At 34.5% G+C, this 13,380-nt stretch carries 15 protein-coding genes; 8 read left to right on the forward strand and 7 right to left on the reverse strand.

Translation table 11 applies throughout. The features are described 5' to 3' along the window. Positions 1–85: 85 nt before the first annotated feature. Together OOK97_RS04695 and OOK97_RS04700 are read left to right on the forward strand one after the other, a co-directional pair. Positions 86–1,111 carry an OTU domain-containing protein gene (locus tag OOK97_RS04695; protein ID WP_264705032.1) on the forward strand — a complete coding sequence of 342 codons (1,026 nt, stop codon included), beginning with the start codon at positions 86–88 and terminating at the stop codon, positions 1,109–1,111. Between the two features lie 87 nt (positions 1,112–1,198). Then, positions 1,199–2,374, forward strand: a complete 1,176-nt coding sequence (locus OOK97_RS04700) for a CCA tRNA nucleotidyltransferase (protein ID WP_264705033.1) — start codon at positions 1,199–1,201, stop codon at positions 2,372–2,374. 38 nt (positions 2,375–2,412) lie between these two features. Here the strand turns inward: OOK97_RS04700 and OOK97_RS04705 are convergent, their stop codons facing one another. From OOK97_RS04705 to OOK97_RS04715, 3 genes are all read right to left on the reverse strand, one after another. Further along, complete coding sequence (locus OOK97_RS04705) at positions 2,413–4,104, reverse strand: coiled-coil domain-containing protein (RefSeq protein WP_264705034.1); 1,692 nt, start codon at positions 4,102–4,104, stop codon at positions 2,413–2,415. A gap of 97 nt (positions 4,105–4,201) precedes the next feature. Continuing rightward, positions 4,202–4,735, reverse strand: coding sequence for an HK97 family phage prohead protease (locus OOK97_RS04710; RefSeq protein ID WP_264705035.1), 534 nt, complete (start codon positions 4,733–4,735; stop codon positions 4,202–4,204). A 191-nt stretch (positions 4,736–4,926) separates the two neighbouring features. Beyond that, the gene (locus OOK97_RS04715; protein ID WP_264705036.1) at positions 4,927–5,127 is read right to left on the reverse strand and encodes a hypothetical protein; all 201 of its coding nucleotides are present in this window, start codon (positions 5,125–5,127) and stop codon (positions 4,927–4,929) included. A 94-nt stretch (positions 5,128–5,221) separates the two neighbouring features. Here OOK97_RS04715 and OOK97_RS04720 point away from each other — a divergent pair, with 94 nt between their 5' ends. Together OOK97_RS04720 and tatC are read left to right on the forward strand one after the other, a co-directional pair. Next, positions 5,222–6,310, forward strand: coding sequence for a type I glyceraldehyde-3-phosphate dehydrogenase (locus tag OOK97_RS04720; RefSeq protein ID WP_264705037.1), 1,089 nt, complete (start codon positions 5,222–5,224; stop codon positions 6,308–6,310). Next, positions 6,307–7,068: a twin-arginine translocase subunit TatC gene (tatC, locus tag OOK97_RS04725; protein WP_264705038.1), complete on the forward strand. Its 762-nt coding sequence runs from the start codon at positions 6,307–6,309 to the stop codon at positions 7,066–7,068. The genes OOK97_RS04720 and tatC overlap by 4 nt, the downstream gene beginning before the upstream one ends. A gap of 53 nt (positions 7,069–7,121) precedes the next feature. Here tatC and OOK97_RS04730 read toward each other — a convergent pair whose 3' ends face one another. Further along, complete coding sequence (locus OOK97_RS04730; RefSeq protein ID WP_064125001.1) at positions 7,122–7,577, reverse strand: arginine repressor; 456 nt, start codon at positions 7,575–7,577, stop codon at positions 7,122–7,124. A 125-nt stretch (positions 7,578–7,702) separates the two neighbouring features. Between OOK97_RS04730 and OOK97_RS04735 the strand changes: the two genes are divergently transcribed. From OOK97_RS04735 to OOK97_RS04745, 3 genes are read left to right on the forward strand one after another with little or no spacing between them, the layout of a single operon-like run. Next, on the forward strand, positions 7,703–8,437 hold the full coding sequence (locus OOK97_RS04735) for a substrate-binding periplasmic protein (protein WP_077188142.1): 735 nt from the start codon (positions 7,703–7,705) through the stop codon (positions 8,435–8,437). Further along, positions 8,437–9,084 (forward strand): amino acid ABC transporter permease, encoded by a 648-nt coding sequence (locus OOK97_RS04740; protein WP_007548901.1) that lies wholly within the window; start codon positions 8,437–8,439, stop codon positions 9,082–9,084. Before OOK97_RS04735 ends, OOK97_RS04740 begins: the two co-directional genes overlap by 1 nt. Next, positions 9,068–9,709 (forward strand): amino acid ABC transporter ATP-binding protein, encoded by a 642-nt coding sequence (locus tag OOK97_RS04745; protein WP_182319288.1) that lies wholly within the window; start codon positions 9,068–9,070, stop codon positions 9,707–9,709. The genes OOK97_RS04740 and OOK97_RS04745 overlap by 17 nt, the downstream gene beginning before the upstream one ends. A gap of 389 nt (positions 9,710–10,098) precedes the next feature. On the opposite strand, the gene OOK97_RS04750 is transcribed toward OOK97_RS04745, so the two are convergent. Then, positions 10,099–11,298 (reverse strand): phage major capsid protein, encoded by a 1,200-nt coding sequence (locus OOK97_RS04750; protein WP_264705039.1) that lies wholly within the window; start codon positions 11,296–11,298, stop codon positions 10,099–10,101. Positions 11,299–11,390: 92 nt separating this feature from the next. Here OOK97_RS04750 and OOK97_RS04755 point away from each other — a divergent pair, with 92 nt between their 5' ends. Further along, a complete protein-coding gene (locus OOK97_RS04755; protein ID WP_156518015.1) occupies positions 11,391–11,663 on the forward strand; it encodes a hypothetical protein in 273 nt (90 codons plus the stop codon). A 192-nt stretch (positions 11,664–11,855) separates the two neighbouring features. Here the strand turns inward: OOK97_RS04755 and OOK97_RS04760 are convergent, their stop codons facing one another. Both OOK97_RS04760 and pyrF read right to left on the reverse strand, forming a co-directional pair. Next, positions 11,856–12,653, reverse strand: a complete 798-nt coding sequence (locus OOK97_RS04760) for a hypothetical protein (RefSeq protein ID WP_264705040.1) — start codon at positions 12,651–12,653, stop codon at positions 11,856–11,858. A 49-nt stretch (positions 12,654–12,702) separates the two neighbouring features. Next, positions 12,703–13,377: an orotidine-5'-phosphate decarboxylase gene (gene pyrF, locus OOK97_RS04765; protein ID WP_006280567.1), complete on the reverse strand. Its 675-nt coding sequence runs from the start codon at positions 13,375–13,377 to the stop codon at positions 12,703–12,705. Positions 13,378–13,380: the final 3 nt, after the last annotated feature.

A 13,380-nucleotide genomic window follows, 5' to 3' on the forward strand; every position in this document is an offset into this window, starting at 1 on the left:
TTAAAAATTTCTGCTATACTTAATTAGTTGCTTATTAATAATTTTGTTGGTATAGTAACATATAGCTCAAATTAAGGTAAAAACTATGGCTGAACCTAGGAAACGGAAGCTACCAAGTGATTTTCATGATGTTGAGGTTGGAATAAAAAGGCCCAAGATCTCAGGGCAAATGAATGTACCTAGGAAACGGAAACTATCAAATGATTTTTACGATACTGGAAGTCCGAAAAGGTTCAAGAGCTCTGGACAAGAAATAACTCTTTTAAATAGTAATCCTTACCCTGACAATTTCCATGTAGGACAAGCAATTGGTAATGGAAGCTGCTTTTTTGACTCGTTCAGACAAAGTCTAGAACAACAGACAGGAGAGCAAGTTACTATCGAAAAATTAAGAAATGATTGTAAAGAATTTGCGCAAAAGAATCCACCAAAGTGGTTTACAAATGCAATTGTCAATAGTCATGATAACAATGGTCAGCACCGTAGTGAAACTGTAGATGATTATACAGCAGACATTATGCGTAACAGTAGGTGGGGTGATCCTGACGTTGAAGGCAGAATACTTTGTGAAAAGTATAAGGTAAAGCTACATGTTATAGAGAACCAGACTGTTGATAACCAAGATCTGTCTTTGCATGAATTAATAGACAATTCAGGTTCAAAAAGTGCAGGTGAATACAATAAAGTTGATTATGATGATAGTAGTATTGTGCATATAATAAACAAAGGCGGATTGCATTTCGAACCATTGCTTGATAGAAATAAAAGTTTAGCAAAACAACTGCAAGAGGAAACCAAACTTAAACAAGAGCAAGAACAAGAAGATTTCCTATTAGCAAAAAAACTGCAGCTAGACGAGATCTTAGAGTATTGTAACTTTTCAAAGGATATCTCTGAGAGAGCAGAGGTTGAAAAGGGATTTGATAAGTTATTGGCAGAAAATGCTGATGGAAAAATTGGTGATGTTGTAGGGCAGTGCGTTAGTGATATAAAGCAGCGCATAGAGCGCTCTGAGAAGCAAAACCCTTCAAGCCTACCAAGATGTAGTATGGAGGAATCAAGAACAGAAAAAACATTTCATCAACAACAAATATCACAATTGGAAGTGTAAAATAAATCTTCATAGCTCTGTATATTTTTATATAGGGCTTTTGCAAGCATTTCATATAATATGAACTTGCAGTACGTACTAACCTAAATGCAAGTTGACCATGAGACTAGTTTAATTATTGATGCCATAGAGGAATTTGGTGGTGAGGCTAGGCTTGTCGGCGGGTGTGTGAGAGACTCAATTTTGCAGCGTGATGTCCACGACATCGATTTAGCTACTAATTTGCTTCCCAATCAAACGATTAAAGCGCTAAAACTCCGTAATATAAAAACTATTCCAACTGGCTTAAAACATGGAACTATCACTGCGGTTCTAAATCAGAGGTCTTTTGAAATTACGACACTAAGGCATGATGTGAAATGTGATGGTAGGCATGCAAAAGTAGAATTTACTAATAATTGGCAAGCTGATGCTTCAAGGCGTGACTTTACATTTAACGCTCTATATGCAGATAAGCATGGCCATATATATGACTACTTTGGTGGCATTGAGGATTTAAAGGCGCGAAGGTTAAACTTTATAGGCAACGCTGAAGATAGAATTAAAGAAGACTATCTACGTATTTTAAGAGCATTTCGTTTTCATGCAAAAATATGTGCCGGAGATTTGAGTGATGAAATACTAAGCGTATGCAAAAAGCATTCGCATATGATCCAAAACCTCTCTGGAGAGAGAATAAGAGATGAAATACTTAAATTGCTGAAGTGCAATGATCCTTTTCCAACACTTAAGAGCATGCAAGAATCTGATGTTTTGCAAAAGATTATCCCAAAAGAAGTAAAATGCGAAATTCTGTCTTCGCCACTTCTTTTGGGCACTGATGCACTAGTAAAATTAGCGTTACTCCTTAGGGCTACTAAAAAAAATGACAGGTTAAGTCTTGGAGAATATGTAAGCAAATTTTTACGTCTTTCGAACAAGCAAAAGAAAAAGCTGCTATTTTTACTATCCAACGATATCAAAACAGAACTCTCAGAAAAAGAGCAAAAAAAATACATATCTTTATTTGGTAGAGAATTATATTGTGATTTAGTGAAAATTTGTGGTGTTGAGTCTGGAGAAAATGTTGATGAATACATTTCATTTGCTAACACATTCAATATTCCAAAATTTCCTTTATCTGGCGATGATTTAATAAGTATAGGTCACCAGCCAGGAAAAAGTTTAGGTAGAAACTTGGAATTGCTAAAACAACATTGGGAAGATAGCTCCTACACTTTAACAAAAGAGGAGCTGGTGCTTTATGCTAAGAGCCTATTCTAACTGCTTTCTGACTGTTCAATGAATGTATGCTTGCAATATTAGTGTAACTCATCCTGGCTGTTTAATGAATGTACGCTTACAGTATTAGTGTAACTCATCGAGGAATTAGGTGTGTATTCTTTTTTAGCTTTTTCTGTTAATTGGTATTCGTTTACTCCTCCTTGAGTTTGATTACACATTCCCTGATCTGTAGATAAAAATTTATCTCTTATGCTTGATGTCAGTTGTAACTCTTGAATCTTATCTAAAAAAAATCTCATTCTAGCTTCTACTAGCAAGATAGAGTTTACAATCTTATTTACCCCTTCTTGTTTGTTAAATTCTAATTTTTTTACGCATTTTCTAACAGAAGGTGACAACTTGGCTTTTAACGTGTCATCTCGTAGTTCTTTACCCATATTTTTTCCAATGTTACAATGTTCGTTGACAACTTCTTTAACCTTAGCTTCTATGATCTCCCTTGCGGATTGTTTCAAATTACTTTCTAATAATTCAAGCAGCTTACTGCTTTCAAATTTGCCATCATCTTGATTTGATAGAGACTTTATAGTTTCATTAAGCACGTTATGGCAAAAGTGTTTCTCTTTAAATTCAGGAAAACCTTTTTTTAACTCCTCGTTTTTCCCAGATAAAAAGTTATTGAGACCCTTATCCCTAGAAAGCTTATTGGGCAAGTTTCGTAATTTTGAAAGAGTTGATTTTGCAGTAGATACTGTACTCACTGCACCTGCCTTTTTAGCCAATTGACCTTCTTTTGCTTCCTGTAGTTTCTTAGTGTCAGCTTTCAATTGACCTTCTAAATCAATCTCCAATTGTTGTTTAGATTCTTGAACACTTTGTAATTGCTTCCCCAAGTTCTCCATTTCACCCAATTGAGCAGTCAATGTATTCACACTTAATCGTAGAGCTTTGTTTTCATGACCTAAGTCACTGACTTTATTTTCTAATTCAGTATTTTTGTCTTTAGCCTGACACAATTTATCAGTCTGTGATTTAAGTAAAGCCACTAATTTGCTAGCTTGCCATTGTTGATTCAATTCAATTAATTTATCCTCCTTGTCCTTTAACCTACTCTTAAGTTCTATTATTTGTGCTTGCAGACTTTCATTATCTTTCCTAGTAGCTTCAATTTCTTCTCCTTGCTCTCTTATTATCATGTATTGATCAAATATAGTTTTCTGTTGTTCATCAACTTTATCCTGCATTTTTTTATCTTGTTTGTATTTGGTTAGTTCCTCTTCTCGTTCGCCTGCATCTTCTGTAAGTCCCTTATAACTCTTTTCAAGTCCTTCAATTGCAGATCGTAATTCTCTATTTTCTTCTTTTAAGGAAGCATTTTGTAAACGTTCAAGTTCTAATTCCTGATTTATGCCCTCCAGCTGTTCTTCTAATGCTTCATCATCTTCCTCTGTTATCAATGCTACTCCATCAGTCTGAACCCCTCCATCTTTGTTTATCACTACACTTTGGCTCTCTTTCTCTACAACTTCAGGTTTTAAGTCAACTTGAACACTTCCATCTATTGTCTTAAAAGCATCAGTTTGAACTTCATTGTTTGCAGTAGTTTTATCGTAGTACAAAATATTTTCTGCCCATCTATTCCATCTCTTGGGCAATATTCGTCCAATCGTTTTTAGATATAACCAAGCAAATACAGTAGACCAGCTGTATTTTTTTTCCTTTCGCTTAATATTAATTTCATAATTAACCTTATTATTAATATTTAGCATAAAATTACCTTATTTTTTAACTTTAATTTACAGAAAATTTTAATAGTAATAACGCAGGTGTCAAATTATGGTAAAGTCTTTGCCCGCCTAATACACTTTAAGCAGAAATGTACATGTCTGCAAGTACAGCATTTGCTTTTTCTATCGCTCTTGCTAACACTTCCTGTTCATTGTTCTGATTTTTCACATTGATTACCTGAGCAGCTAAGTTTGCAGGAAAAGTGACCAAACTGACTTCCCATAATTCCACTTGTTTTAACACTCTAGCTCCGCTTTTATGATCCACATCATACTCTATAGGTATATAGCCGATGGAAAGTCCGTTAATTGCCCCAGTTTTGAGCATCAAATACACTTTTTCTGCTTTCTGAATACCCAAAAGTAAATGTGCGGTTATATACAGGCCAACATCATTTTCATAAATATCTATGATACTACCTATAGGTTCGTCAGGATTATGCTGCCAAAGGAGTTTTATTTTATTTCTGTTTAAATTTTCCTTAAATGCCCCAGGCAATATCAGATCATTTTGTTTATCAATTATATTAAAAACGCTAGCATAACCAGAAAATACACCGTTTTCTCCTATGCTTTTTATTGACAATGGTGAATAGAGAAATTTCTTATTCATAAAGCCTCCTGTAGTATTGGGAATTTTGTTTCGCAATGCACTGCGATATAATTCTATTATATGCAGTGCTCTAAAAGGGGGAAGTATTTTTTTTAGTTACAAAATAATAAAGAGACTATGAAAGCAATAAAGATCCCAGCGTCACGCGCTGGGATGAAAGTAGGGGGAAGGGTAGCTGGCTGTATGTTATGCTATAAATGTAATCTATTATTTCTCATAACTGGCTCGATGGTAACATTTTCCAGTCTTGTAGAAGGACGATCAGCATTTCGGCCTAACTCTTCTAATCTAGCATTTCTCATGACTGGTTCGATGGTAACATTTTCCAGTCTTGTAGAAGGACGACCTGAGATTATTGCGAGCAGCTTTTGTTGCAATTCTTTTATACTCATAATTAGCTCCTATTAAAGTTTAAATGTTGCTACTACATGATGTTATAGTTTTAATCAAGATAATTCTCTATAATTAAATTTTTTGAATGAAGAGATGACGATTCGTGTAGGAATTAATGGTCTGGGTAGAATAGGCAGAGGCGTATTGCGTGCTATTTTCGAAATAGAAGAATATAGCAAACAAATAGAAGTTGTAGCTGTCAATGGATCGCTCAGTGCAAAGCAGCATGCACATTTGATTAAATATGATTCTGTTCATGGCAAATTCAGTGGTGATATTGATTTTAATGAGTCTCAAAATTGGATTTCTATAAATGGCAAAAAGTTTTCTTTATATAGAGAACGGAATCCTGAAAATATTCCTTGGAATGTTGATGTAATACTTGAATGTACTGGTGCATTCAATAAACGTGAAGAAGCAATAAGGCACAATGCAGAGAAAGTAATTGTCTCTGCTCCAGTTCCGGATGCTGATGTCACTATAGTTTATGGTGTGAATGACGATATGCTCGAAAAAGAGCATAAAGTGATATCAGCAGGTTCTTGCACTACAAATTGCCTTGCTCCGATTGTGAAAGTCCTACACTCCAGTTTAGGTATAAAAAGCGGTTTTATGACTACTATACATGCCTACACGAATGATCAAAATATTCTTGATGGTAATCATAAAGATTTGCGTAGAGCAAGAGCTTGCGGATTATCTATGGTGCCAACTACAACTGGAGCAGCAAAAACAATTGGTTCTGTCATCCCTGAATTAAAAGGAAAGCTAGATGGCACTGCCGTCAGAGTTCCGGTTAGCAATGTTTCTATGGTTGATTTTACATTTACGACTGATAAGAAAGCGACCGTTAAAGAAATCAATGAAATGTTTAAGGATGCAGCTCTCTCCTCTACGTCATTCCAGCGCGTGACGCTGGAATCTAATCCAGTGTCAGCTACTCGGATGACATCCGAGGGTACTAAGATGACAGAGGGTTATCCAATGTCAAATGTACTTTCTATATGCGAGGAACCTTTAGTCTCAATAGATTTTGTGCATAACCCTTATAGTGCAATTGTGGATTTAACTGGTACATATGTTACAGGTGATATATGCAGGGTTGCAGCGTGGTATGACAATGAGTGGGCTTTTTCGCTGAGAATGTTAGATATAGCATTATTGAGCCATAGTAAAGTATGAATGGAAACCCAAACAAGTATGTTTCATTTTATGAGCACTTTGCGGAACTCAGAAAAAGAGTTATCTTTTGCTTTCTATTTTTTTGCGTTGCTTTTGGTTTTTGTTATTACTTTAAGGAAAATATATACCGTTTTTTACTTGCACCTTTAATAGAAGCAACAAAAGGTAGCGAAGGTTTTTCTTTAATTTACACAGACTTAACAGAGGCATTTTTTGTGTATCTTAGAGTTGCAATAATGAGTGCACTTTTGCTCTCCTTTCCTGTGTTTGCATGGCAATTCTATATGTTCTTAGCACCTGGGTTATATAAAAGTGAAAGGGCAGTGTTGTTGCCATACTTAATTGCAACACCGGTTTTATTTGTAATGGGAGCTACTGTAGTCTATTACTATATATTTCCTTTAGCCTGGAAGTTTTTTATCAACTTCGAACACAGTGGTAAATCCTTCGATATACCGATAGAGTTTATGCCATCAGTTAGCGAATATTTAGACCTTGTTCTTCAATTTATGTTTGCATTTGGCACTGCATTTCAAATTCCAGTAATACTCACATTGATGGTGAGAGTAGGGTTACTCACTACACAAAGTTTGTCAAATAAACGTAGAATCGCAATAGTGGTAATTTTTATTATTGCTGCAATCTTAACTCCACCTGATGTATTAAGCCAAGTAGGGCTTGCAATACCTATGCTGATTCTATATGAATTGTCCATTCTGATATGTAGGTATATTGAAAAAAAGAAGACAAAGATTTAAACAAAGGAATCCCTCTTATCTCCTTTATATCACATTTTTAACTTACAACATTCTTATTCAGGACTTAAATATGGGAATGTTTCATAAATTGATTGTAATACTTTGTTAAGTTCAGCCTTACTTTTGATGATCAATAATACTGTATCATCACCTGCTATAGTTCCTATAATTCCTATGTTTTTGCTATTATTTAATGAATAAATAACATACTTCTGATCTAGAAAGTAAGCTAGGCTGCTAGCTTGTCCTGGTTGAGTGTGTAGTACTATTAAACCAAAATCCGAAATTTGCATATTAAGTATTAATGGTAATCGATATTGGTTGATGTCAATTACTTTATACATACCAGCAACTTTGGCAATTTTAAGTTCTTTCAATTTTCTTGATAAAGTAGCCTGAGAAATGTTATACCCTCTTTTTTTGAGTAAGGTCTGTAAATCGCTCTGTTCTAAAATTTCATGATTTTGAATAATATTTAAAATATGTTCACCTAGTGTGTTGTCATGCATTATGCATTTTCCTCATATTGAATATGTAATAAGTATATTTGAAATTATATTCATTATTTCTTGACTATTCAATTTTTAATGTCTATATTCACAAGATGAATAAAATATGAATATAAATTAGTAATATGAAAAAATACATTTTAAATGCTATTATAGCGATAAGTATTCTATTAACAGGATGCAAAGAAGATAAACACGATAATATCATTAGATTTGCAATTTCTGCAGATTATCCACCTTTTGAATATTATGAAAATGGTAAATTTACTGGCTTTGACATTGAGCTTGCTCAATTAGTAGCAAAAGAGTTAGGTAAAGAAGCGATATTTAAAGATATGCAGTTTAGTACTATATTTGCAGCATTGCAAAGTAATTCTGTAGATGCTGCTATATCTACTATTGGTAGCACAGAAGAGCGTGAAAAAAATTTTGATTTTTCAAATAGTTATTATACAGGGGAATTTGGTATTCTATATCACAAAAATAAACCCATAGCCGGTATAAACAACTTAACTCACAAGAAGATAGCCGTTCAACTAGGAACTGTCATGGAAATTTGGCTAAAAGAGCATGTTCCTACAACAGCTCAAATTATTGCTATAGACAATAATAATCAAGCTGTAGAAACATTAAAGTCTGGTCATGTTGATAGCGTCCTAATTGATGAATTCCAAGGTAAAGTATTTAGCAAAAAAAATCCTGGTCTATCATGGTCAGCCATCGCTAAGTCAGATAATGGTTATTCTATTGCTGTGAATAAAGGATCTGATTTAAAGGATAAAATAAACGAGGCGTTAAAAAGTTTAGAAAGTAAAGGTGTAATACAAAAGATAGCAGAAAAATGGCTAGGAGATAACTGATGCAAGAATTAATTTCTAATTTCTTGTTTGTTGGAACAGGCCTTGCCTTTACTTTAAAATTATTGATTGGAGGACTGCTTTTAGGTATGAGTCTAGGAGGGTTATTTTCAGTACTCAGATATAATAAGATCTGTATTCCATTAATTAATGGAATTATATCTGTAATACGTGGCACCCCCCTTATATTACAGTTAAGTGTTGTTTATTTTATGACTCCAACCATTGCAGGAATTAAATTAAACATATTTAGTGCTGGCATTATAGCATTTGGTCTAAATAGCTGTGCTTATATTGCTGAGATTTTACGAGCTGGTATTGAAACTATATCAAAAAACCAGTTTGAAGCAGCTAAAACTTTACAAATACCTAGTTTCTATATGTGGAGAGATATTATATTACCACAAGTTATTAAAAATATTCTTCCTGCAATGATAAATGAGATCATTGCACTCCTTAAAGAAACGGCATTAATCTCTACTATTGGTGGTGTTGATATTATGCGCTCTGCGCAAATGCTTGCAGCAGAACAATTTACTTATTTTATACCACTTTGTCTTGCTGGGGCTTATTATTACGCTCTTGTATTACTAATTGAATATATAGGCAAAAAGATTGAACAGAAAGGTATATATGATAAAAATGCATAATATTTGTAAATTATTTAATAATATTCCAGTACTTAATAATATTAACCTGATTATAGAACAATCTATAGTTGGTCTTGCTGGTCCTTCTGGTAGTGGTAAATCAACATTGTTACGTTGTATACAAAAACTCGAAGTTTTAGATTCTGGTAGCATTGAATGCAATGATAGTACTGGTTTTGTATTTCAGGATTTTCAACTTTTCCCACATATGACTGTCTGGGAAAATCTTACATATGCTCCCAAACTTAAAAACAAAACTCAGGATCAAAGTGATTCACTACTTGAGTCTTTGGGTATTGCCTCTAAAAAAAATGATTACCCTAGTAATCTATCCGGTGGGCAAAAACAGCGGGTTGCGCTTGCCAGAAGCTTAATGATGAATCCAAGGATTCTATTATGCGATGAGCCAACGTCTGGTTTAGATGTAGCAACAATAGTCGACGTTGTGGAACTATTACAATCAGTTAGAGATATGGGTATTACTATGATTATCGCTTCTCACAATTTGGATTTTTTAACAAAAATATCAGATCGGATTATTCTGTTAAAAAACGGAAAAATAATTGTAGATATCAATCCTAAAGAAATTGATGAACCAACAAACTATTTAAAAAATAATTATTAAAAGAGAATCACTCATATCATACTGAGAGCTATAACAGATCTTAGCATCGAAAATTACATAATGTATATTATGGAAAATAAATTACATAATATAAGAAGCAACGCTAAAAATAAAATCACATAATATAGCAAACTATAGCTAACCCAAGAAAGGTTTTCCTACGTCATACCGCCGCGATATCTCAGCATAGATTCCGCTAACAAGTAGCGGAATGACGAATTTTTGTTTTTCAAACTGTCGGTAAATCTAAGTCAGTTTAGCTATATGTGTCAAGCACTGGGATGACACCCTCCTGATGGGCCAAAATCACAATGTTCGTACAGTTATGGAATGAATCGCGGTATGACGTGTTGCTTTGATCAGCTATAAAGATGATGCTGCGGAAGTTTTTAGTACTTGCTCGCAACTTTCAACAATTTAATAGCACTGGTGTTTACAACCTCTCCGCCGACACGCTTAGTGACAAAAAACCTCACATAAGGTTTATTCGTATAAGGGTCTCTTAATATTCTCATTCCTCTGTTATCTACAATCTTATAAGCTTGTTTGAAATCTGCCATCGCAATTACTGGTAGCTGATTGTTTGGCGCTGGTGGCATATCGGCAGATTGATATACTGGTATTCCCATTAAGGTATCTGGGGCTTTAAGCGACAAACTTGGTTGCCAGAGATATTGACCTGTTTGAGCTTTTAGTAGCCTAATGTCCTTCAACGTACTCCTGTTCATCAAAAATGACGCATTTTTGGAATAATATTCGTCCAGAGAGTAATACAACATCATTATTGAATCACTATCTAATTTTTCAGTTTTAACTTGCTCTATTTTATTATAACTGTTTCCATTTTCATAAGCTAAAATTCCTTTTGGTTGAAAAGTGCCCTCACCCTTAATGAAGGCTTCGCTTTCTTCCTTACTAAAAGTCTCGGCAATCTTTTCCACCAGCCAACTCTCAACATCGACAAACGCATCATCGAGTAACTTTTGTGATATTTGTGGTTGAGCATATAACTCGTAAGTTGTGACGGAAATCTTTTGGATTTTGGGCGTGTCCGTATCTTTTGCAAAATCATACTTAGACTTATTGCCACCGTCCTCATCATCTACTGTTTCACTGCTCCAACCTGCACCGGCGCGGTCAAAATCTTCTATAATGTAATCCAATGTTTCAGTAGAGATTCTTTGACTGGAGCATATTTGTCGCATTGGGGACGAATCAGTTACACGCTTGTTTATGCGTTTTACAATATGCGGAGTAACTAGATACCCCCCGATATCACTGTCATCTCCACTGAGGGTTTTGTGTGATAAACCGCTTTCCATTCCCTTGCGGATATAATCAGAAAAATATTTATCGCTTGTGCTAAAATCTGTATTTACTTCTGGGCGTTGAGCTGCAGTTTCGATCAAGTCTAAACGCTCTTTGCAACTATCAATGGCATTATTTACCTTGCATAGCTGCTCAATTGTTGCAGAATCAGCACGCCCTTTGCTTTCAATTTCTTTTAGTTTGCGATCATTTATTAATTTAAATTGCTCCCATGGTGAAGCGAGTTCATTGATACGGTGAGCGATATCGGTAAGTGACATAATAGCCTCCTTTGAAAATGAAATAAAAATGGAAATAAGGTAATAGGAATGGCATCCATAGATGTTTCCCACAGTTGTACGAATATTGCAATATGGTACATAGTAAACGATGTCATTCCAGTGCTCCCTTTCTTGTCATCCCAGTGCTTGACACTGGGATCCAGCTTCTATGCAACTTAATTAAAAACGTTTGTTTTAGCGTAAGACAACTACCTTTAGCTCATCAGCTCAGTTATAAGCAAAATTTCTGGATTCCAGTGTCAAGCACTGGAATGACATCATCTGTTGTGCAATTTACCTTTAAAAATGAATGTTCGTACAGTTATGTGCTTGGCACTGAAATGGCATCATTTTTTATCTGTTGAAAATGTAAACCGAAAAATAGCGTGGCACTTTGTGCCACGCTTAGTACTGTAAGCTTAATCCAGTAATTAAATTAAGCGAGGTAAAATAAAAGATAATGACACTATATAATGTTCGTTCTTTTATGTCAAGCACTTTTTTGAATTTTTTTGGTGATAATTTTTATCCAGTTATTTTATTATTGTAGTATAATTTCAATGCCAGATACTATCATTATGATCACTATCTAAATTTAAATCGTAATTATCATCAAATTTATATATCCCCTCCATCTCTTCTCTATGCAATTTATGTGAATCACCTAAAGCTTTTTGATTAGAAACGTCAACACAATACTGTAACAGTGCTCTTAATGCTCCAGCACTATCTTGATCTAAATTAAAATTGCTAAAATCAAATTTCTGCATATTCTCCACATGTCCTTCTCTACATAACCTACATATCTTAGCAAAAGCCCTTTCACTTTCTCGACTCCAAGCATTAAGAAAGTAAGGATCTACTACTTTGCTAAATTGTTTCTCTATCTCTTCAAGAGAGCTCTCTGGATTAAGTTCTAATATTACTTTGAAAATCCCACTGCCATGGAATCTATAAAATTTACTAGATAAGCTATCTTTTACAAAATTAACTGCATCATCTATTGTAACACCAGAGCGAGATTCAAATATCATCTCAAATGCTCCATAACAACTATCAATACCAAAATTAATTATTTTTTCCATAAAATCAATTACCTCTTCTAAGGAAATTTGTGGCTTATTCCTCAAGATAACTTCTAAACTCTTGACAAAATTATGCCCATGCTGACCCATAGCATGGGTTTTCCCATTTATTGTATAATGATATAGCTTCTTATTTTCTATTATATGCTTATTGCACTGGTAGATATGTAGCTTATTCAATTTGCCAGAATATTCCTCTATTTCCTTATCTGGTAATTTTGAGCGGAATTCCTTGATTACTTCGCGTATTATTCTATTGATATTACTCATGCTTATTCCTAATTAATATGTTAGTATTTTTATAAATTAAGTTATTATATTAAAATTCTTTCATGGATTTCAATATTAGCTCCGCACTACTTGTAGTTTTTGTAATGGGTCTGCCAATGACGATATAATCAGCTCCTGAATTTATTGCTTCTTTTGGTGTTGCTGTTCTTTTTTGGTCGTCATGACCTGGATCTATACGAATTCCTGGAGTAATAATTTTAAAGTCTTCACCGCATTCTCGGCGCACTTCTTGAGCTTCTAGTGCAGAACAGACTACTCCATGGAGTCCAATCTTTTTTGCAAGCTTTGCAAGCAAAATTACCTGTGATTTTGCCTCTCTTGCTACTCCAAGCTCGTTTAAATCCTCATTGCTCATACTAGTTAGCACTGTCACTCCAATCAGCTTTATTTTTGTGCCTTGCACTACACTTAGCGCTTCTTCAAGCATTTTTGTTCCACCGCTGATGTGCAGAGTTAACATTTCAATGTTCAGAACTTTTATTACTTCAACTGTTTTGGCTACAGTGTTTGGAATGTCATGCAATTTCAGATCTAAAAAAATTGGTACATTGCATTTTGCAACTTCTTGCACTCCAGAAAGACCTTGAGCAGCAAAAAATTCTAATCCCAGCTTTACCATGCCAACTTTACCACGCAGAGCATTAGCTAGAGAAATAGCCTTATTTAAGTCTTGTGTATCCAGTGCGCATATTATTGGGTTCATTAT

The sequence above is a fragment of the Wolbachia endosymbiont (group A) of Gymnosoma rotundatum genome (assembly GCF_947250765.1).
In the GTDB taxonomy this organism is placed as follows: Bacteria; Pseudomonadota; Alphaproteobacteria; order Rickettsiales; family Anaplasmataceae; genus Wolbachia; species Wolbachia pipientis.